Source organism: Bacillota bacterium, assembly GCA_040755295.1.
Taxonomy (GTDB): Bacteria; Bacillota; Desulfotomaculia; order Desulfotomaculales; family Ammonificaceae; genus SURF-55.
Window position 1 is genome coordinate 361,707 of the sequence record JBFMBK010000001.1, and the last position, 19,722, is coordinate 381,428.

Sequence of the window (19,722 nt, forward strand, 5' to 3'; positions counted from 1 at the left end):
TGTATTAGTTTTGTAAGAAAGTCTGAGCGTTATGAAACTGGACAGGCTGCTCGGAATTACAATCATCCTGATAAATAGGAACCGCGTGCAGGCGAAAGAGCTTGCGGAGATGTTCGGCGTCTCCGTGCGGACCGTATACAGGGACATCGAAGCGATAAACCAGGCGGGGATTCCGGTCGTCGCCTTCCGGGGCGCGAACGGGAGGATCGGCGTCGTTGACGGCTACCGGCTCGGCGGGAACGTGCTGACGAGCGATGAGCTTGCCTCCATATTCTCCGCCCTGAAGAGCGTGTCTTCGTCACTGGACGATTCCTCGGTCCGGGTGGTTCTTGAAAAAATAAAGGGGCTGGTGCCCAAAAGCCGGGAGGAAAGTTTCAAAGCGAAAACCGAGCAAGTCTTCATCGACTTTTCCCCATGGGGGACCGACCCCCGTTTCACCGGAAAAATGGATACGTTGAGAGGAGCGATCCAGGCCTGCCTGATGGTTTCTTTTACTTACTGCAGCGCCCGCGGGGATGTAACGGCAAGGACCGTTGAACCGCATACACTCGTGCTTAAAGAACAGAAGTGGTATCTTTACGCCTTTTGCGGCTTGCGAAACGGGTTCAGGCTATTCAAGCTTACGAGGATTAAAGACCTGAAAGTGCTGGAGACGGGCTTCAGGCGAAGGGAGATCAACCTTGAAGAACTGCCCTGGGATAAAGGCTGGAACGCCCCGCAGAACCTGGTTAAGCTGGTCCTGAAGTTTGAAGCGGGGATGAGGACCCTGGCGGAAGACTGGTTCGGTGTCGAAAACGTTTGTCCGGACGGGGCCGGCGGCTGTATCGTCGAGGCCGTATTGCCGGAGGACGAGTGGCTTTGCGGTTTTATCCTGAGCTTCGGGCATCGTGTTGAGGTGCTCGAACCCGAAAGCCTGAGGCTGAAGACCAAAAAAATCGCCGCGCGGATATGCGGACTTTACTGAGCGAAAAATTTTTCTAAACATGACATACCGGTGTCAAATTCCCTCCTGTATAATTGCTGAAAAAACGGGAGGGATTCTTTATGTCCGGGACCTTTTGCCAGAGCTGCGGCATGCCGCTGGCCACCGAAGGCTTGTACGGAACCGAAAAAGACGGCGTCAAGAACCGCGATTACTGCGTTTACTGTTACGCTAACGGGGGGTTCACCCAGCCCGATATCACCATGGAGGAAATGATGCGGATCTGCATCCCGCACATGACGAAAAGCGGCATGGGCGAAGAGGAGGCGCGGTCGCTGCTTAATGCCGGCCTGCCGGTGCTGAAACGCTGGAAGAAACCGATGACCGCCTTCTGCGGGCTGGACTGCGCCCTCTGCGAAGCCTTCATTGCGACCGCGCGCGACGACGACGCGCTCCGGGTGAAGGTGGCGGCGGAATGGGCGAAGGCGTACAACGTGCCGATCAAACCGGAACACATCAACTGTACCGGCTGCAATTCGACCGGAGTAAAAACCTATTACTGCGCGCACATGTGCGAAGTCAGGAAATGCGCCGTGGAGCGCCGGTTCGGTACCTGCGCGGAGTGTTCCGATTTTCCGTGCGGAAAACTGGACGAGGTTTTGAACATGGCGCCGCAGGCTAAAGAAACCCTGGCATTGCTGCGGAAGGAGTAAATGTGCAGGAACTAGTCCCGGCTGCCGGGAATTTGGTCGAGGATTGATTCAAGGATTCCGGCCTCCGACCTCCGGTGTCCGACTTCTGAAACAGGCTGGTTTCCAGCCTGTTTTTTCGTGTATAATGTTGCCACCGACATTAGAAAGCCCCGATCGCAGGAAATGCCATGAACTATGGATTCCGGCTGTTTCTCTATTTGGTGAACAAATCGCTGATACTTCTGTCACTGGCGGGAATATGGTTATCGCTGGTGATGCTTGCGCTTCATAACGATCGGTGGTTGGCCTGGTCAGGTTTGGCGTTATTAAACTTGGCTTTATACCTGTTTTTCAGATTCATTTTCATATTGCGGAAAAGCAAATATCCCGTGCCGGGAATCGATTATCTTTAAAAGGTTATATGTTTGCTGAAAGTGAAGTTTTAGAAATAATTAATCGAAAAATCAGATCCGACGAGGGACCGGGTCATCAAACCGGCGGAAGCGGTCATGCGGGGTTTGTCGAATATAAAATCGACGGTTTTCAGACGCGGCAAATTTCCCGGGAACTCCTCGAGATCGCTTATCGTTACCGCGTTTCGGTAGAAACGGAATTTACTTATTATCCCGACAATCCGCCGGCGGAATATTTTTATCAAAAAGTAATCGTGGTCAACCGTGAAAAAGAAATCGTCTCTGAAACACCGAAAATGAATACGGGCGACAAGAATAATGATGAATGGGAGCAGGCGAAACTTCAGATCGAGATGTATCTGAAAAAACTGCTTTTAAAGATCGAGTGGCGGTATGGCGACTGCAGATCCCCGTTTGTATATCCGCCTGCTTTTGAGGCTGTAAGGCTGGAAGATGGAACAAGAGAATACCGGTGCATCGTTAAGTCGGACTTCAATGGTAATGAATGCCTGGTTTTTCAATCCGCAAAGCCTTCCGATCTTCCGGGAATGATTATTGATGATTTTTCCCGCAGATTTTCTTTCATAGAATAATACCTATACCTCTAATTCCGCGTGCCGGAGCTGAGACTTTTCTATTTGTACGGTTGTGTGCCGCATCTTGCGGCTGAATTACGACAACACGCCGGTTTTCATGATTGAGGAGCGCCCGACAGACGACAGCCTGTTTTCCGTCACACGTGTGGCGGAGGACATGGACGACCACATGGTAACGTTCGACTTTTTCACCGTTGACGCTTACAGCGGTAAGATAACGGGACGGGTGATGAAAGACCCTGCAGCAGAAGAGACCGGTCCTGGAATTCAGTAAACATAGAGGGTAACCGGTTTCGCACTTGACTCCTTGAGAACGGCCCTGACGGCGACGCCCAGGATTTCATCCACCACGACCGTTTCTATGTGCAGTTCGAACTGCCTGCCGCCTACAACGGCTATTCGGTCGTTGATCATTCCCGGAATCAACCAGAAATTAACGGTGGAAAGCTCGCGATCCATGAGGGGATTCAAACGTCTTTCAATCTCTTTTTTCAATTCAATCTGGATTCCCTCCTCTTCAATTGCGGTAAGACGGCCCTCAAGGGTGATTTTAATGTCAAAACCTTGAACATAGCGCTTTTGCCGCGCTTCTTCCAGGCTGACCTTCAGTTTTTCAAGCTCCCGGGTGGCCTCGTCGAGCTCTTCCTGCTGGGTCAATAACCTGTAAGTCAGACGTTCCACGTCATGTCCGAGCAGAAGGGCCATCGCCACCGCCCCGGCCAGAACGCCGAGGGTGAAACAGGCCAGGCAGCGGCCGAGCGGGCGTTTCATTCGTTTCCTCCACCCAGCGTCATTATGAGATAATACCCGGACTGGGCCCCGGCCAGGCTGGCCAGGACGTAGAGAAGCTGTCTGACGACGGCAGTTATCTCACCGTGGAAAAGACCGGAATCAAAGATTTCGAAGGTGGAAAAAGACCCCCCGATGGCTGCGACGATCGCCCAGATCTTCACCTCCCGCGCCAGACGCAGCATGGTGCTGATCGACGGCTGGCCGGTCAAAGCCGCCCCGAGCGCGCCCGCCAGGGCCGCGCCGAGGAGAACTCCTCCGGCCGTAAAGAAAATAATCACCAGCCGCTGTCCGAGTCCGTTCAAGAGGAACACTCCTCTCCCTTAATCTTAATCCATCTGATTCCTATACCGGTCCGGTGGAACTTATGACTCGGCCGGACCCTTCCCTGCGGGTTTCTTTTCCGGAGCATTATTTTATATAGTTCGCCATGCGGCCGGGGACCGCTCCATCTGAAGAATGATAATGGGGCGACCCGTAAGCTGGTTACTTAGATGCAGAAAAGTATCATAAACGGAACGCGGCGAGAAGTGATGCAGGGCTGACGCAGCAATGCGTTGCTTATCGCCGAGCCCACCGAAAGAAGAACTATTTTCGAGGGAGGAATATGATGGGGTAATGTCGTAACAGGACGGTGCGGCTTGTACCGCTTTGCGAATGCGCTTTCTTACATACTCCATCCCGCCGTTTTCGTATTATTGACCGTAGCCTTGATGAGCGGTCGCCTGCACCACCGGACGGTATTCGTCCTGCGTGATATCGCCATCCCGGCCGCCGGACTGCTGCCCGGTTTGATATACATATACCGCAAAACGAGAAGCGGGGAGTTCAGTCACTATCATCTGCTTTTTAAAGAAGAGCGCCGTGTGGTGCTTCCCCTTTTACTGGCGGGCTTGACGGCGTCTTTTGGGCTTTATGCGTTGGCGCAGGCGCACGCCGTGATGATGCGCTGTATGCTGATAGGCGTGTGCGGCGGAATCGGCGCCTGCCTGATCAACCTCTTCTGGAAAATCAGCCTGCATTCGGCGGTGGCTATGGGTTGCGCTGCGTTGTTCCTGCCGTTCTCGATGGTGACGGTGGTGCAGATGGGCGCGTTGGGCATTATTGTCGGCATCTCCCGCATAATGGTGCGGCATCACTCGCCGGCGCAGGTCTTCGGCGGCTGGATTTATGGTTTTGGAGTAACGGCCGCACTGGTATGGTTGTTGAACCGGTATAGAGGCGGATAATCATAAAAAAATAGCCGACAGCTTTCGGTGACTAGGGGAATAATATGCCCGGCGCGAGTTTTCGGGACAAAATGGACAGGCTCGTAAAACGCAGACCCGCGCGATTTTATCTTCTCTCGTTCTTACTGCTGTTTCTGGCTGTAGGGGGACTTGCCGGTGGTATCGCCCTCACGGCCGACCCGAGCGGCGGGTTGTTGAAAATACCTCTGAGTTTTCTTGAAGATACGCCTTTTAAGAACTACCTGCTGCCCGGACTGTTTCTGCTTGTCGTCCTGGGGGTCTACCCGTTAATGATTTTTTACGGCATGCTGGCGCGCCCGGAATGGAAGTGGGCGAACGCCTTGAACCTATATAAGGAGCAGCACTGGTCAAACACGCATGCCCTGTATGTAGGCATAATCCTGATCCTCTGGATAGACCTTCAGGTTATGTTTGTCGGTTACGGACATTTCATTCAGACCTTATACGCCCTGCTGGGCGTGGCGATAACCGTTTTGGCGCTGCTGCCGTCCGTGAAGAAATACTTCACGCAACCGTAATAGCCAGCGGTTAAATCAAGCCGCCGGCAGTTACGGCAGCAGTTAACCCTTCTCAAACTCCTTTCCGGTCGTCAACTGCTCGATCCACTGTTTCCCGTTCTTACGAGTGATGGTTAAATCGTTTATCACTACCCCGCGAACGCGAACCACCTCGGGTTCTGGCTCACCCTCCCTGAACCGGACATAAGACCCGAGAGCGCTGATAACGTAAAACCGGCCGGTATCCTCACCGAGATACAGCATTACATGACCGGGGAAGTACAGCGCCGCTCCCGGGCGCAGCTTCCGGAGAAGCGCCTGCCGGTCTACCGGGTTTTCCTCAAAGCGGAAGGTCCGGCCCGCGGTGACTTCCTGTTCGCGGGCGTTGCGCGGCAGGTTGAAGCCGAAAACGCGGTATAAATCCATGACCAGGGAGGAACAATCCCGGCCGTTCAGCATCCCGCCCCAGCCATAGCGTTCGCCTTGCATTTTGAACGCCTGTCGGATGATATTCGACCGGGTGTACGGAAGATAGCCTTCGGTTACGTCATTACATACCGGCAAGAGCGCCGTTTTAAAATTCAGTCTTCCACCCTGATCTCGGACCGGAAGCTTAATCGCGTAGTTTCCGCAAGGAGACTGCCCGTCAATCAATGATGGAACTTCGGCGGGATCGGCCAGCGGGATTCTGCTTCCCATACCGAATTCAAGTTCCGATAGTTCAGGCGAATAGGGATTGTTGTTCAACCTGACATTGCTGCCGGTTACCATCAGGAACTCGTTTACCTGCCGGTAATCGAGCCATGCGCCTCTGTCTGTATCGACCGCGACATCGTTTGCGGATACCCATCCTCGGTAGTTGTACGTCTGAGCATAATACCATTGATCGTCAGCGCTCCGGTGCAGGATTACCGCCGGTTCGGCCGGCTGTAGGGCTGTTTCCTGAAAATAATCGTCTTCGGGGTCGCAGGGTTCCCCGCCGGCTACCTCGGAGGTCGGAAAGGCCCGGATGTTTGTTCTTCTAACGGTAAAGGCGTATTCGACCCTGTTGTCATCCTTAATACCGGATAGGTTCATCCGGTTTTTCAACATGCCGTAAAACTCGTACCCAACCTGTTTCCCCATGACATAGATCGGACCGGCAGGAAAGGGTTTCTCCATAAGGTCAATCAACCGGTTCCCTGAAAGAGAAACCGGGTGGTTCGAAAGGTCGTATAACCTTTCCGAAAGTGAATCGATTATCTCTTTGTTGAAATCACGGATTTCGGGAGGAGTCATTACGACCTTGTCGGGATCAGACATTTTATTGCACCAGTAATCGGGGCGAATCATCGACGCGGAAACGTGGGGCATCAGGACTGTGGGACGGACCGAAGACCCAAGTCCGCCCGGGGAACACAAGCCCGCCGCCGGCAGTCCCTTATGTAAGAGTTGAAGAAGATAGGTTTTCAACTTCCACGGTCCTTTCCGTCTAAGCTTAAATCAATTTAAAGCGTATGAGGATTTTCCTTGGAAAAGAAGCGGCTGTTGATTTGGACAATCCCTGAGTTTGCATTTGCAGACAGGATATCTTTTCTCTCCGTCGAAAATATACGGCTGAACGCCGATGCGCTTCACAGAGGACCGGTGAAAAGCTCCGGATGGTTTGCGTTGGACGTCAGGTCAGGCGCAGGTAATAACCCGAAAGAGGAATCATTCATGTACGCGGACAAAGCATTATTAATCATCAGGGCCCTTGCAAACGGAGTCGATCCGACCACCGGCACGGAATTTCCGCCCGACAGCCCTTGTCATGATCCGCAAGTTATTCGCGCGCTGTATGCCGCCGTTTCCGCCCTGGAGAAAGAGAATGGCCGAGTCGACGGGCAAAGGGAGGTGCCGAAAAACGTCGGCAAGCCCTGGACACCCGAGGAGGACGGAAAACTTGCGGATTTGTTTGATTCAGGGAAGTCAATAAAAGAATTGGCCGATATCCATGAACGAACAAAAGGCGCGATTAAATCGAGACTGATAAAGCTGGGGAAGGTTTTAACAAAGGCCTGAGTCGAATCATTTTGTCTTGATTTGCCGTTTACATACGGAATCTGTTGCGGCGCTCACTTTTACTGACAGACTGCTGCCGTTTGGCACGAAACAAACCGTTATATAAAGGAAAGGGTGGTATGACTCATGAGCAACGTAAAAAATGTGCTTGGGCCCATGCGTCTCCCGTTTTTGATCCTGACCCCCGCCTGTGTATTGTTGGGGCTCGGGACGGCCGTCTGGACATCCGGAAGCGTTAACGTGTTTCATTTAATTCTTGCGCTCGTCGGTGCGGTGGCCGCGCACATCAGCGTTAACGCCTTTAACGAGTATTACGATTTCAAGAGCGGCCTCGACGCCCGGACGGAGCGGACCCCCTTCAGCGGCGGAAGCGGCACGCTTCCCGCGAACCCCGGCATGGCCGGCCACGCGCTGGCGACGGCGCTGATAACATTTGCCGTTATCATCCTGATCGGCGTCTACTTTGTATGGGTGTGGGGTTCATCTCTGTTGCCGCTGGGCATTCTCGGACTTCTGACCGTATTCGCCTATACGCCCTGGCTTACCCGTAATCCGTGGTTGTGCCTGGTCGCTCCCGGTCTGGGGTTCGGGCCGCTGATGGTCATGGGGACGCATTTCGTCCTGACGGGCCAATACTCCTGGACCGCGTTCATCGCATCGCTGGTGCCGTTCTTTCTGGTGAGTGATCTACTGCTCTTGAATCAGTTCCCGGATGTTGAAGCGGACCGGGGTGTGGGCCGGAGGCACTTTCCGATCGTCGTCGGTAACCAGGCCAGCAGCCTCATTTACGGCGGCATCTTGCTGCTGGCTTATCTGTCGGTTGCCGCCGGCGTTTATTTCCACTACCTGCCGAAGGCCAGCCTTATAGGGTTGTTCACGGTGTTGATCGCCGTGCCTGCTTTCGCCGGCGCTTACAAGCATGCCGAGCAAACCGGGAAGTTGATACCTCATATGGGACAGAACGTGATTATCAACATCGTAACGCCTGTGCTGGTTGCCGTGGGTCTGTTCATAGGCTCTTAGAAGGCCGCTGCAAAACTGCGCCTGACTAGTTTGGAGGTGCGAGGCAGGAAGTTAGAGGTTGGAACCAAAATGCAATACAAGCGGTAAGAAAATGACCGCTTCCCAGTCGACACGTCTTAACAAGGTAATAAGAGCTTTATCCGCGCAGGAAAAAGAGGGATGAAGTGAAGAAGCTTACTTCGTTTACCGTTGGTATCCTGGCGGTTTGCGTTTTGTTTAACCGGGTGTTTTGGGACGGTTAAGTTTCCGGAGGACCGGCAAAAAGTGCTGCGGTATGCGGACCCCGCGACCGACAAACTACTGCAAGGCTTTAATGAAGGCGACTATGTCAAATTCTCCCGCGATTTTGATGAGAAGATGAAAAACGCCCTGACCGAGACGGTCTTTAACCGGACGCGCGGGCAGATCGTCTCAGGATAGGCCTTTATAATTCACGGGCGGTTTCAAAAATCGAAATAAAAGGTTCATCCACTATCGTCGACTATACGGCGGAGTTCGAAAAGGAAAAAGGGGTATCAGTCAAGGTCGTTTTCGATAAATATAAGGAAAAGAACCTTGTTTCCGGACTCTGGTTCAACTCGCCGAAACTGCGCCGTTAAACCGACCGGTTTCTTGCTTTAATGGCGGTACAGGTCGTTTACAATAGGACTCAATGTTTAAAGTTAAAGTCCGGTTGTCTAATCAATGAGAATCATCTGACGTATTCGTTCGGCGATGGAGGTGTTCTCATTAATGGTGGTCCCGGCGAGAGGGCCGAAACCGAAAGAGGCCGCCATTTCCGTCAGGACCATGCGGGCGGCGTTCAGCCGGCGATGGTAAAACGTTTCGTGGTCCACCGCTTCTTCGTTGATATTCAGTTTTGTCCGGAGGGTATCCGGTATAAAAATTAGAGGCATAAGCAGACGCGCCGTCTTTGAAGTAAGCCAGGCGGTGCTGTTCAGTTCCCTGGTGGCGTAGTCCACAACCGAAAGGTAGGCGTCTGACAGCTCGAAGTACTTGTCCGCGCCTGAATCTTCAAGCCACTCTTTCACCGTCCAAGTGCGACTTGCCTCATGTCCGAGACAGTGGTCAGCCCATTCGACCATAAACAGCTTTTCGCGCATGCGGGGCGTTCCTTCGACGTCTTCAAACCGCACGGCGCGGCCTATCGGATACATACGGCAGTTGCGCGGCCTGACGGGGTATATGCTGCAGCGTCCGTCTTCGAGAAGAAAGGCGCAATTTCCGGTTTCCGCCTGCTTCAACCAGGCGAAAGGCCAATTTGACACAGTGCCGAATTCATACCTGCAGAAGATATCCAGGAAATCGGGGCCGCTGATCTTGATGTGGCGCGCAATGGCCTCGATGTCCCAGGGATCGAGCAGGATGGTTATTAAACGGCAGCACTTTCCCATGCATTTTTCGCTGCACTCGAAGGTAAAACGGTCCTCCGGGTTAAGTGCTTTGAATCGAGACTCATCCGCGGCGTTAACGGGTATTTCCAAATGGTCTTCCTCCTGATTCTATGGTTTTAATAAAGAACGTAAAACCGTCGGGCTAACAGCTGATTGCAACGGTTTCCGGGCCGGGAGCATAGTATAACCACCAGTAACAAGCCCTGCTGGTGGTTTCGTTATGTACAATTCTCCCTATTAGCCTATCGTTGCTCCAACTCTTATGTCAATGGGTATCGGCATCTTTATCGGTCTTCCGATCTCCGGTGACTGAAAAGGAGGATAAGATATAAAACTACCGCCGCCGATAAAGTGACAGCAACGGCCAATATCTTTGGAAGCAGCGACCAAAGGAGCATATAACCGGTAGAGATTATTATCGAAACAAGCATTAAAGGAAAAGCCACCTTCATATAGCCCACAAAGGAAATCAATAGGCCTCGTTTTTCGGCTATTCCGGCGACAACCACGTTTGCCGAGGCGCCGATGATGGTCCCGTTCCCTCCGAGACAGGCTCCGAGCGAAAGGCACCACCAGAAGAAGTCGAGGTTCTGGATGTGTCCGAGGCGGCCCATTTCTTTTATCAGCGGAATCATGGTGGCTACGAAAGGAATATTGTCAAGGAAGGCGGAAGTCAGCGCCGACAGCCACATTATCAGCATCCCGGTCGCTATGGTGGCGCCGTGCGTGGCCTGAAGGCTCGCCCCGGCCAGCAGGGAAATCACGCCCACCGCTTCGAGTGCGCCGACCAGCAGGAATAACCCGATGAAGAAGAAGATAACAGGCCATTCAACAGCATTCAGAGGGCGCTCGGGATCGGCGCGGGTGATTATCAGGAGGAGCGCGGCCCCGCTTAACGCAATCACCATCGATTCGAGGTGCAGGTACTGATGCAGCAAGAATCCCGCTATAACAAGGCCGAGGACGAGCAGGGACTTCCGTAAAAGCCGGCGGTCCTTTATTTCCGCTGCGGCGTCAAATTCGTAAATCCGGTTGCGACGGTCTAAAGGAATAATTAAATCCTTCCGATAGATAAGTTCAAGGAGAAAAACGGTAACCACCTGTATTAGAATGATTACGGGCGCAAGATTGACCACAAAATCCATAAAACCAAGACGGGTTGCGCTCCCGATCATGATATTGGGCGGGTCGCCGATCAGGGTGGCCGTTCCTCCTACGTTGGAGGAGATGATCTCGGCGACAAGGAAGGGCATGGGGTTCAGCTCCAACTTTCTGGCGATGGCAAAGGTCACCGGTACGATGAGCAGAACGGTGGTGACGTTGTCCAGAAAGGCGGAAACAACAGCGGTGACAAACGCGAGGGAGGACAGTATGGCCAGGGGATGTCCCTTGGCGATCTGGGAGGCCTTTATGGCGAGGTATTCGAAAACTCCGGTCTCGCGGGTCACGCCGACAATAATCATCATCCCGACGAGAAGTCCGATGGTGTTCCAGTCTATAACCCCAGCGGCCTTTTCCGCGGGTATGATTCCGGACAGGATAATGATCGCCGCGCCTGCAAAAGCGGCAACAGTGCGGTGAATCCTTTCGGAAACGATTAAGACATAGGTTGCAACGAAGACCGTAACAGCCAGGTACACTTGGTAATGGGACAAAATATGCCCTCCCGTAAGGGGTTTTCCGGGGGTCCAAAAACAGCATTTCCACTAATTGAAACCGTGCGCTATCTCCCATAATTTAAGCTTATTTTAGCCGGTCAGGGCAAGGTAAAAAAATATTTATTGAAGAATAATTAAATATATTGTCTACTAAAGAAGGAATTTGTTGATATATGTCGAAGTCTTAGTGCTACATTTATCCAACCATATAAGAAAACTGGTATTGCTATAAATTAGGGGTATTGGAGGGTTCAACTTGCGTAAGATTCCCATCAACCTGCTCCAACCGGGGATGCGAGTAGGGCAGGTACTTTACAATTCATTGGGCCAGTTATTAGTAAACAAAGGGACTATCTTAACGGAGAAACTTATCGCAAGGTTACGGATGGCCGGAATTCCTTCCATATATGTCGAGAACGATTTTTTAAGCAATGTGGAGATAGTAGACGTTATTACCAGCGAAGTACGTGTGAAGGCCAAACGACAAGTGCGGGAACTCCTGCATGAGACGTCCGTATCCGGTTGCGGATGCGCAATCATCAAACTAACCGAAATAACAAGAACCATCGAGCAGATAATAGATCAGTTGTTCGCCAACCCCGGACTGATGGTCAACCTGGTTGACGTCCGCGCCATCGATGACTATACCTTCGGACACTCCGTCAACGTCTGCGTCTTGTCTCTGATTACCGGTATCACCCTTGGGTATGATCGGGCGAAACTACTGGCTCTCGGTATCGGCGCTTTGCTCCATGACATCGGGAAAGCCAAGATCCCGGATAAGATTCTTACAAAACCCGGCAAACTGACAAAAGAAGAATTCGAAATAGTCCGCGAGCACCCCGTTTTCGGCTATAACATGCTGCTGAAAATGCCGGGAGTAAGCGTTGATTCAGCGCACATCGCCCACGAACACCACGAGCGTTATCAGGGGCAGGGTTACCCGCGCGGCTTAAAGCAGAAGGAAATAAAGGATTTTGCCGTGATATGCGGGATTGCGGACGTTTTCGATGCCTTGACCTCCGACCGCGTTTACCGCAAGGCCTACCCGATACACGAGGCCTACGAACTCCTGTCCGCCTCAGGAAATTTCCTTTTCAGTTACCAAATGGTTGAAGCTTTCCTGCAGAACATCGCCGCGTATCCTCTCGGAACGACGGTGCGGCTTTCTTCCGGACAAATAGGCGTGGTAGTGGAAACGAGACGGGGTATGGCCGTACATCCGCGTGTCCGCGTTTTTCTTGACAGCACGGGCAGCGGGATCGAGCCTTTCGATATCGAGCTTTGGGAAAACAGAGACATCGTGGTGGCGGAGGTTCTGGACGAAAAGGAACTGAAAGCCGCAATCGCCCGCGACGTGGAATCAGGGTTTATAGAATAGTTTTCTGAACCATCCTTTCTTACACTTCCCCTAAAACAATGCTGTCGGAATCAGCAGGCCGGCACTGTTATGCTGTTTCAGGCCTTTTACTGCTTTATTTGTGAATTTTTTGTGAACAGCATTGATTATGCTTTGACAAGGATTATAATTACTTTTGAGAAAGGGTGGTTTTTCTTAGGCGAGTGGGGAATTATGGTTTTCAGAATATGAATATTAGAAGCATAAGCTTGATGAAAGGGGTTTTGGCGTATGAAATTACGGCGGTGGATTGTGTCCGTGGCCATAATGGCTTTCGTAGCCGGGGCATGTTTCGCGGGAGGGTGTTTTGTCAGCGAGGACTTATCCCGGGGGGCAAGGCTTGCGGGAGGTACCGGCAGTGCGGTCGCGGAGACGGAATTTCCCGGGGGTAATCCCGGCGCTATCGCGGGGATCGTCGAACGCACCGGGTCGGCCGTAGTAAAAATCGATACGCTGAGTGCGGTAAGCGACTCCCAAATGGACCCGTTTTACAACGATCCCTTCTTCCGTCAGTTTTTCGGGGGAATGCCGCCGCGGCAGCAACAGTATCAGCCATCGTTAGGCTCGGGATTTATCATTTCCGATGACGGTTACATCCTAACCAATGAGCATGTCGTGGACAACGCGAGCGAGATACAGGTTACCGTCTCAGGTTATTCCAAACCGTTCAAGGCCCGGGTGGTCGGTTCGGACTACGACCTCGACCTCACGCTGCTGAAGATCGATGCGGGTAAGAAGCTGTCGTACTTGAAATTGGGTGACGCGGGAAAGATGAAGGTGGGAGACTGGGTTATTGCGATCGGTAATCCTTACGGTTTGGACCACACGGTTACGGTGGGGGTTATAAGCGCAAAAGGTCGGCCGATAGATATTGAAGACCGGCATTATAAAAACCTCCTGCAGACGGATGCTTCGATTAATCCGGGTAACAGCGGCGGGCCTCTTTTAGACCTGAACGGCGAGGTGATAGGCATAAACACCGCCGTTAACGCGCAGGCGCAGGGTATAGGTTTCGCCATACCTTCGAGTACAGTTAACTCCATACTCAGCGATTTAAAGAATAAGGGGAAGGTTGTCCGTCCCTGGCTGGGAGTTCAGGTCCAGTCAGTGGATAAACAATGGGCCGATTACCTTGGGCTTTCATCGACCGAAGGCGCGCTGGTGGTGGGCGTTGTCTCCGGCAGCCCGGCCGAACGCTCCGGCATAACCAGGGGAGACGTGGTCATGGAGATCGCCGGCAGTAAGATTAAAACTCCCGATGATCTGGTTTCGGTCGTTACAAAGCAGAAAGTGGGTTCGAAAGTGGATATACTCGTATGGCGCGATGGTAAGCTGGTTCGGGTGTCGGTTTCCATTAACGAAAAGCCTGCCAAACTGTAAGTTTTCGGTTCCGGCTATAAGAATCAGCAAAAGAGTGCGGGGAAGGTCCCCCGCACTTTTTTCTTCGATGTGCCAGGTACGGGCGCCGATGGACGGAAAGGGTACCAGTTTGCGGACACTTTTCCATAAAGTAAGCTATGGTCTTGTTCTTCTCCCACTGGTACTATGAGAGTGTTACATAAAAAGTAAACCTGTAGGAAAGAACCCATCGTTTTTCAGCGTGGATTCTGAAAAGACCTTGGAGCGCGAAAAACAAACCGGTACTCAAAGAAAGATTCGGGAACAAGTTATCGACGTTTAGGCCAGCCATAAGTTTAGGACATCCGTTTTCCACAGGGACAAGGCAGCAATTGGACGCAGACGGAGGAAGATGATGCAAACAAAATGGAGCAGAGTTTTAATAACCAGCCTGTTTTTCGTCTTGTTAGCCGCTGCTTATCCATCAAAATCGAATGCCGTTCAATTTTCCCGCAACCTTTCCATAGGAAACCGTGGTCCGGATGTAACCTATCTTCAAGAACGACTTAAAAAGCTGGGGTATCTTTCCGCCAAACCGGATGGCGCATTCGGGCGGCTAACTTATGAGGCCGTCACCCGTTTCGAACGGGCATTGGGTTTTCCTGTCGACGGTGTAGTAACGCGTTCGGAGTGGGTCGTTATTTGTCCCCCGCCTGTCCAGACCGCCAACGTTAGAATCAACGGACAGCTTCAAAAATACACCCAGCCTCCGGTGATAATCAACGGCTCGACGCTTGTGCCGCTGCGCGGTATCTTTGAGGCCCTGGGCGCGCAGGTTACATGGGCCAATGACACAAAAACCATAACGGCGGTCAAGGGCGATATCACGGTGGTTTTACAAATTGGGGGGCAATCCGCGACCAAAAACGGGTCGCAGGTATCGCTGCTCCAGCCGGCAATGATCATCAACAGCGTAACGATGGTTCCGGCACGCTTTGTGGGCCAGGCATTTGGAGCCAAGGTTGATTGGGATTCTACAACGCGGACGGTTTTCATAAGTACGGGTTCGGGGCAGAAAATGGTTCTGGGTTATTATCCGGTTGATTATCCGGGCGACAACGCGGCATACAACTCCCTCCTTTCTTTTGGCCAATCCCTCACAGCAATAGCGTTCTTTGCACTTGAACTGACTGATAAGAATAATTTCAGCGGTAGTTTGCCGGGTAACGGAATCAAGGCTGCCGGTAATCTCGGCGCTGAGAGCCTTCTGGTCGTTCATAACTACCGGGGAAACGGTTTCGACCGCAATCTCGTTCATAAGCTGTTGAACGACCGCAACGGCTGGGACGGTTTCATCGACAATATCGTTCAACTGGTCAAAGCAAACGGCCTGGGCGGCGTCAATATCGATTTGGAGAACATCCCCCCGTCGGACAAAGATCTTTACAGCGAATTCTTAAGGAGGGTTTCCGCGGCCCTAAAGCCGGATGGTTTTATAATCACGGTCGCCGTTCCCGCTAAGACCAGCAATGATTTGCAGAACGCCTGGAGCGGGGCCTTTGATTATGAAGCGATCGGCCGGACCTGCGATTATATGATTCTCATGACTTATGACGAACACTGGTTAAAAGGGGCACCCGGACCGGTGGCTTCAATTTCGTGGGTGACAAAGGTTGTGGAGCATGCCGTAAGCTGCGTTCAAAGTCACAAGCTTCTCCTGGGCATACCCACTTATGGTTACGACTGGTCGACGCAGGGAGCCAAGGTTGTGCGCTGGAATGAAGTGGACCGCCTTCTTAATAAGTACGGGCAGGATAAGGTCTTCTGGGACAGCGCTTCCGCGACCCCCTGCCTGCACTACAAAGAATCCGGAGTTGACCATGAGGTATGGTTTGAAAATCAGTACAGCCTTAAGCCTAAACTCGACCTGGTGCATAAGTATGACCTTGCGGGGATCGGCATCTGGCGTCTCGGGTTTGAGGACTCCAGTTTTTGGGAGACCGTAAGACGTTATTTTTAGGATGGGTTGATTCTTATTAGGCTGCGGCGGCTGTGGCCAAGGAGTAATGGATAAGCAGCGGTATTACTCCCCCCGCCCGTCGGTTACGGCTAATAGATAAACCTTTCGGCCGGTTTTATTCCCCGTGATTCTCTTCTCTAGTTCTTTCAGTGCGGAAATCTGTTCCGCGGAAAGTTCGGCAAACGACATATTTGTGAGCAGCAAAAAAATTATCTCCTTTTGTTGTACATGCTTTCGTTACCTGTGTTTTTTCTGGTATAGTATTTTCGAAGATTTGAACCCTTATCCCATTTCCCAAAAAGGCAGGTCAAGGAGTGCCGCTTCCGTGAGTAAGTCCTATAAGGGGTACAAGGGGGAAAAGCGTTGCGATTTGTGTTGTTGATACTTACAATGATCTTTTTTGCAACCTGGGCCTTTTCGGGGTATGCCGGCGCGGAGCCGGCGGCAGGGCAGGCGGCTGAAGATGCCGGGCCCGCGGTTTCCGCCCAGGCCGCAGTTGTCTTGGATGCGAAAACCGGTCAGGTACTTTACGCCAAAGAACCTTCTAAAAGGATGTATCCCGCAAGCACAACCAAAATACTCACCGCCCTGGTGGTACTGCAGAATGCCCGGCTTGACGACAGGATAAAGGCAACGGGGAAGGTGGTTAACACCGAAGGGTCAGCCATCTGGCTGAAGGAAGGGGAGGAGCTTACGGTAAGCGACGGGCTCTACGCCCTCTTGCTGAATTCGGCCAACGACGTTGCCGTGGCGCTTGCGGAAATGGTAGGCGGTTCGGAGAAAGAGTTCGCGAGTATGATGAACCGTACCGCCAAGGCTTGCGGGGCAACGGACTCACATTTTAACAACCCGCACGGTTTGCCTGATGAAGACCATTACACCACCGCTCTGGATCTCGCGAAGATAACCAGGGTTGCCATGGGGAACCGGTTATTCAAAGAGATAGTGGCGACAAAGACGAAGAACATCGAACGCCAGGCTCCGGACGGTCTTACCCTTCTAATAAATCACAACAAGCTTCTCTGGCGGTATGACGGTGCAATCGGCGTAAAAACCGGTTATACCACGCAGTCAGGCCAGTGTCTTGTTTCCGCCGCCCGTCGCGGTGAACGTGAGATAATCTCCGTGATTCTCGGAGACGATCTGAGCGTTTGGGACAACGCGGCGGCGCTTTTGGATCACGGGTTTTCATCGTACCACTTGGTGGAGTTGGCCAAGGCGGGGGAGGTTGTGGGGAAATTCCCGGTTCAGAAGGGAACGGAGCAGGTTCTGGGGAAGACGGCGCGGTCCCTCTGGAGCAACATTCCTGCGGGGGCGGACCCGGTCATAATTCCCCGGTGGCGCCTCGAAATGCGGCCTATCGAAGCTCCGGTAAACCAGGGTGATTGTATCGGGACCGTTGTTATTACCGGGGAACAAGGAGAGATTGGCCGCGTAAGCGTTGTTGCCGGCAACTCGGTGGCCCGACTTTCAATCTGGCCTCCGGTTTTCCGTGGTGTCCTCGTGGTGGTTGGAGCCCTGGTGGTATTGAGGCTGCTGTCGGCCTGGTTTAAAAGACACCGCACGCGTTCATTCCCTCGACTTTAGAGGCAAAGATCTGCGCGGGATGGCAAGAAAGATTAACCACAGAGACACAGAGCACACGGAGGGGGACTTAGAGGGACAACATATATAGAAAATCCTACTTGTTGGCGTTGAAGCCATTTCGTTTTAGTAGTTTAGTCATTATATTTCTGTTCTCTGTGAACTCTGTGCCTCTGTGGTGAAAAATTTTGGTTCCGGCTTGTCTGGGTTAGGTTTCCGGGCACAAGCCTGTTAAGCAGGCGGGCAAACGGACCGCAGAAGGGGAAGAACATCACGCTGCTTGCAATATTGTAGATGGTGTGGGCGTTGGCTACTTGTCGGCCGGGGTCGGCCGCGGTGGCGGCGACGAGAGTACTGAAAGGGTGGACAAAGGGCAGGCATACGGCTGCCCCTATTACATTTATTAAGAGATGGGCCAGAGCCACGCGCCTTCCGGCGGCGCAACTGGTCAGCGAAGCGATCAGCGCGGTGAAACATGTGCCTATGTTGTTGCCAAGCACCAGGGCGAAGGCGGCATCGAGGCTTATTGCATTCCGGTCGTACAGCGCAATGACTATACCCGTGGCCGCGCTTGAAGAGTGGAGGAAGGCGGTCAACAATGTGGCGCCGCCAACCGCCAGTAAATGATTGCCGCCGGCGTATGCGAGGCCGGCCGTAAACCAGGGTTCGTGCTGCAGCGGCATGACGGCACGGTTAAGGAAGTCGAGCCCCAGGAAGACCGCCCCGATTCCCGCCGTTATCTTTCCCAGCGTTTTAAGAGGCGAACAGGATAAAGCGATACCTGCTGCAAACAGCGGCAGCGCAAGAAGCCCGGGGTTTACGGCCAGGAACTGTACCGTCAGGGTTGTTCCGACGTTTGCGCCGAGGATGACGGCGACCGCTTGTTCCAGGTTCAGAATGCGGCTGTGCGTCAGCGCGATGGTCATCACGGAAACCGCGGTGCTGCTTTGCGTCAGCGCGCTGGCGATAAGGCCGGAAAGCGACGCGCGTACCGGGCTGCCCGAGGTGGACCGAAAGGCCGATTTCAAGCCCTTGCCGGATATAACGAGGAGCCCGGATTGCAGAAGGCGCAGACCGGTGATAAGCAGGACTAATCCGGAGATTATTAATAAAAGAGTATTTGCCACGTTTCCCCCGTCATAAATATACGAGGGAAATTAATCACCATGAATCAAAGTTTTTTTGGAAAAGTTCTTAAAGTTGTGGAAATTAATCCGAGAAAGGTTAAGGGAAATAATTGCTAATGAAATTCGGATATGATAATATTAGTACAAGGTCTAGTTAAAAGATTCACAATATTCGGAAAAGAAATTTGTAAAAAAACTGCGAAAAATGATAAAAAACCTGTTTCCTTAATATGCTTTATGTGCTATAATATTTTCCACAAGATTTTATTCGCGCTAATTTCTCATGCAGCAATCGTGGCCCACAAAAGGTCACTTTTTTTTCCTGAATGGGGGTGGGTACTGTAGTGGAAAGCAGGGAATACAACCTGCCGGCAGGCTACAAAGAGAATAGTTTGGTATTGCTTGTACAGAATCCTACGGTACTCTTCGCCTACTGGGAAATCTCAGACGCGGCGTGGGCGCTGTTTGCGGACAGGAAGATGTCGCTGAGGTTATATTCGCTGGCAGACGGCAATTATTCGGCATGCGGTACTGCGTCACCTTCCTTTTCCATAGGCACATGGTATTTCCGGGGAATAACTCCCGGCGAGCGCTACCGGTGTGAACTTGGCTGGTGGGAGAACGGCGAGTTTTTTCCGCTATTGTGTTCTGATGTGGTAGAGGTGCCGCCGGATAAGGTTCTGTCGCCTACGAAGGTGCGGCGGCGTGCCGAGACGGGTGGTGCGGTTTTTGTCGAAGCGGTTAAGGTCATCGAAATAGACGGCGTAAGTTCGGAAATTCCGTACAGGCATTGAAACGTGGGGATTCATGCGCCGAAAATACAAATTCATTGATTCACAAGAAAGGGGACGGTCCCCCATAGGGAACAGTCCCCTTATTATCAGGACCGGATGATTTGACAGGTGGGATCTCAAACGATTTCGCCTCTTTTATTTGTAATGGGAAAGTGTTATGCTCATCTGGGATACACGGCGGAA

General features: G+C 52.3%; 21 protein-coding genes. 14 read left to right on the forward strand and 7 right to left on the reverse strand.

The genetic code is table 11. The annotated features are described in order from the left end of the window. The first annotated feature begins 31 nt into the window (after positions 1–31). The 4 genes from AB1500_01610 (at position 32) to AB1500_01625 (ending at position 2,897) form a co-directional block, all read left to right on the forward strand. Entirely contained in the window at positions 32–964 is a 933-nt protein-coding gene (locus AB1500_01610; protein ID MEW6181860.1) for a YafY family protein, read from the forward strand. Between the two features lie 80 nt (positions 965–1,044). Continuing rightward, a complete protein-coding gene (locus tag AB1500_01615; GenBank protein MEW6181861.1) occupies positions 1,045–1,635 on the forward strand; it encodes a zinc ribbon domain-containing protein in 591 nt (196 codons plus the stop codon). A gap of 400 nt (positions 1,636–2,035) precedes the next feature. Continuing rightward, positions 2,036–2,620 carry a hypothetical protein gene (locus AB1500_01620; GenBank protein ID MEW6181862.1) on the forward strand — a complete coding sequence of 195 codons (585 nt, stop codon included), beginning with the start codon at positions 2,036–2,038 and terminating at the stop codon, positions 2,618–2,620. Between the two features lie 67 nt (positions 2,621–2,687). Further along, complete coding sequence (locus AB1500_01625) at positions 2,688–2,897, forward strand: hypothetical protein (protein MEW6181863.1); 210 nt, start codon at positions 2,688–2,690, stop codon at positions 2,895–2,897. Here AB1500_01625 and AB1500_01630 read toward each other — a convergent pair. Next, positions 2,891–3,394 carry a hypothetical protein gene (locus AB1500_01630; GenBank protein ID MEW6181864.1) on the reverse strand — a complete coding sequence of 168 codons (504 nt, stop codon included), beginning with the start codon at positions 3,392–3,394 and terminating at the stop codon, positions 2,891–2,893. The two genes, AB1500_01625 and AB1500_01630, sit on opposite strands and share 7 nt — an antisense overlap. Beyond that, entirely contained in the window at positions 3,391–3,717 is a 327-nt protein-coding gene (locus AB1500_01635; GenBank protein MEW6181865.1) for a YtrH family sporulation protein, read from the reverse strand. The genes AB1500_01630 and AB1500_01635 overlap by 4 nt, the downstream gene beginning before the upstream one ends. 336 nt (positions 3,718–4,053) lie before the next feature. On the opposite strand from AB1500_01635, the gene AB1500_01640 reads away from it, so the two are divergent. After that, positions 4,054–4,641 carry a hypothetical protein gene (locus AB1500_01640; GenBank protein ID MEW6181866.1) on the forward strand — a complete coding sequence of 196 codons (588 nt, stop codon included), beginning with the start codon at positions 4,054–4,056 and terminating at the stop codon, positions 4,639–4,641. A gap of 44 nt (positions 4,642–4,685) precedes the next feature. Next, positions 4,686–5,180: a hypothetical protein gene (locus AB1500_01645; protein ID MEW6181867.1), complete on the forward strand. Its 495-nt coding sequence runs from the start codon at positions 4,686–4,688 to the stop codon at positions 5,178–5,180. 42 nt (positions 5,181–5,222) lie between these two features. Here the strand turns inward: AB1500_01645 and AB1500_01650 are convergent, their stop codons facing one another. After that, a complete protein-coding gene (locus AB1500_01650; GenBank protein MEW6181868.1) occupies positions 5,223–6,611 on the reverse strand; it encodes an SH3 domain-containing protein in 1,389 nt (462 codons plus the stop codon). A gap of 57 nt (positions 6,612–6,668) precedes the next feature. On the opposite strand from AB1500_01650, the gene AB1500_01655 reads away from it, so the two are divergent. From AB1500_01655 to AB1500_01665, 3 genes are all read left to right on the forward strand, one after another. Next, positions 6,669–7,202 (forward strand): hypothetical protein, encoded by a 534-nt coding sequence (locus AB1500_01655; GenBank protein ID MEW6181869.1) that lies wholly within the window; start codon positions 6,669–6,671, stop codon positions 7,200–7,202. 126 nt (positions 7,203–7,328) lie between these two features. Continuing rightward, the gene (locus AB1500_01660; GenBank protein MEW6181870.1) at positions 7,329–8,225 is read left to right on the forward strand and encodes a prenyltransferase; all 897 of its coding nucleotides are present in this window, start codon (positions 7,329–7,331) and stop codon (positions 8,223–8,225) included. A gap of 264 nt (positions 8,226–8,489) precedes the next feature. Then, entirely contained in the window at positions 8,490–8,645 is a 156-nt protein-coding gene (locus AB1500_01665) for a hypothetical protein (protein ID MEW6181871.1), read from the forward strand. A 257-nt stretch (positions 8,646–8,902) separates the two neighbouring features. Here the strand turns inward: AB1500_01665 and AB1500_01670 are convergent, their stop codons facing one another. Both AB1500_01670 and AB1500_01675 read right to left on the reverse strand, forming a co-directional pair. After that, positions 8,903–9,709: a YkgJ family cysteine cluster protein gene (locus tag AB1500_01670; protein ID MEW6181872.1), complete on the reverse strand. Its 807-nt coding sequence runs from the start codon at positions 9,707–9,709 to the stop codon at positions 8,903–8,905. 194 nt (positions 9,710–9,903) lie between these two features. Continuing rightward, a complete protein-coding gene (locus AB1500_01675) occupies positions 9,904–11,277 on the reverse strand; it encodes an ArsB/NhaD family transporter (GenBank protein ID MEW6181873.1) in 1,374 nt (457 codons plus the stop codon). A 256-nt stretch (positions 11,278–11,533) separates the two neighbouring features. Here AB1500_01675 and AB1500_01680 point away from each other — a divergent pair, with 256 nt between their 5' ends. The 3 genes from AB1500_01680 to AB1500_01690 all read left to right on the forward strand — a co-directional run bounded on the left by AB1500_01680 (position 11,534) and on the right by AB1500_01690 (position 16,034). Further along, the gene (locus AB1500_01680; GenBank protein ID MEW6181874.1) at positions 11,534–12,658 is read left to right on the forward strand and encodes an HD-GYP domain-containing protein; all 1,125 of its coding nucleotides are present in this window, start codon (positions 11,534–11,536) and stop codon (positions 12,656–12,658) included. A 249-nt stretch (positions 12,659–12,907) separates the two neighbouring features. Next, positions 12,908–14,056, forward strand: a complete 1,149-nt coding sequence (locus tag AB1500_01685) for a trypsin-like peptidase domain-containing protein (GenBank protein ID MEW6181875.1) — start codon at positions 12,908–12,910, stop codon at positions 14,054–14,056. A gap of 370 nt (positions 14,057–14,426) precedes the next feature. After that, a complete protein-coding gene (locus AB1500_01690) occupies positions 14,427–16,034 on the forward strand; it encodes a stalk domain-containing protein (GenBank protein MEW6181876.1) in 1,608 nt (535 codons plus the stop codon). A 63-nt stretch (positions 16,035–16,097) separates the two neighbouring features. On the opposite strand, the gene AB1500_01695 is transcribed toward AB1500_01690, so the two are convergent. Then, complete coding sequence (locus AB1500_01695; GenBank protein MEW6181877.1) at positions 16,098–16,238, reverse strand: hypothetical protein; 141 nt, start codon at positions 16,236–16,238, stop codon at positions 16,098–16,100. A gap of 168 nt (positions 16,239–16,406) precedes the next feature. On the opposite strand from AB1500_01695, the gene AB1500_01700 reads away from it, so the two are divergent. Continuing rightward, positions 16,407–17,621 (forward strand): D-alanyl-D-alanine carboxypeptidase family protein, encoded by a 1,215-nt coding sequence (locus AB1500_01700; GenBank protein MEW6181878.1) that lies wholly within the window; start codon positions 16,407–16,409, stop codon positions 17,619–17,621. A gap of 131 nt (positions 17,622–17,752) precedes the next feature. Here the strand turns inward: AB1500_01700 and AB1500_01705 are convergent, their stop codons facing one another. After that, positions 17,753–18,745, reverse strand: coding sequence for a Na/Pi symporter (locus tag AB1500_01705; GenBank protein MEW6181879.1), 993 nt, complete (start codon positions 18,743–18,745; stop codon positions 17,753–17,755). A 344-nt stretch (positions 18,746–19,089) separates the two neighbouring features. Here AB1500_01705 and AB1500_01710 point away from each other — a divergent pair, with 344 nt between their 5' ends. Then, the gene (locus AB1500_01710) at positions 19,090–19,539 is read left to right on the forward strand and encodes a DUF4912 domain-containing protein (GenBank protein ID MEW6181880.1); all 450 of its coding nucleotides are present in this window, start codon (positions 19,090–19,092) and stop codon (positions 19,537–19,539) included. The last annotated feature ends 183 nt before the right edge of the window (positions 19,540–19,722 follow it).

Excerpts from the sequence above, each read along its gene's own strand:
- AB1500_01620 (MEW6181862.1), top strand. The coding sequence starts at position 2,036 with ATGTTTGCTGAAAGTGAAGTTTTAGAAATAATTAATCGAAAAATCAGA.
- AB1500_01615 (MEW6181861.1), top strand. The coding sequence starts at position 1,045 with ATGTCCGGGACCTTTTGCCAGAGCTGCGGCATGCCGCTGGCCACCGAA.
- AB1500_01630 (MEW6181864.1), bottom strand. The coding sequence starts at position 3,394 with ATGAAACGCCCGCTCGGCCGCTGCCTGGCCTGTTTCACCCTCGGCGTT.
- AB1500_01645 (MEW6181867.1), top strand. The coding sequence starts at position 4,686 with ATGCCCGGCGCGAGTTTTCGGGACAAAATGGACAGGCTCGTAAAACGC.
- AB1500_01610 (MEW6181860.1), top strand. The coding sequence starts at position 32 with ATGAAACTGGACAGGCTGCTCGGAATTACAATCATCCTGATAAATAGG.
- AB1500_01685 (MEW6181875.1), top strand. The coding sequence starts at position 12,908 with ATGAAATTACGGCGGTGGATTGTGTCCGTGGCCATAATGGCTTTCGTA.
- AB1500_01660 (MEW6181870.1), top strand. The coding sequence starts at position 7,329 with ATGAGCAACGTAAAAAATGTGCTTGGGCCCATGCGTCTCCCGTTTTTG.
- AB1500_01690 (MEW6181876.1), top strand. The coding sequence starts at position 14,427 with ATGATGCAAACAAAATGGAGCAGAGTTTTAATAACCAGCCTGTTTTTC.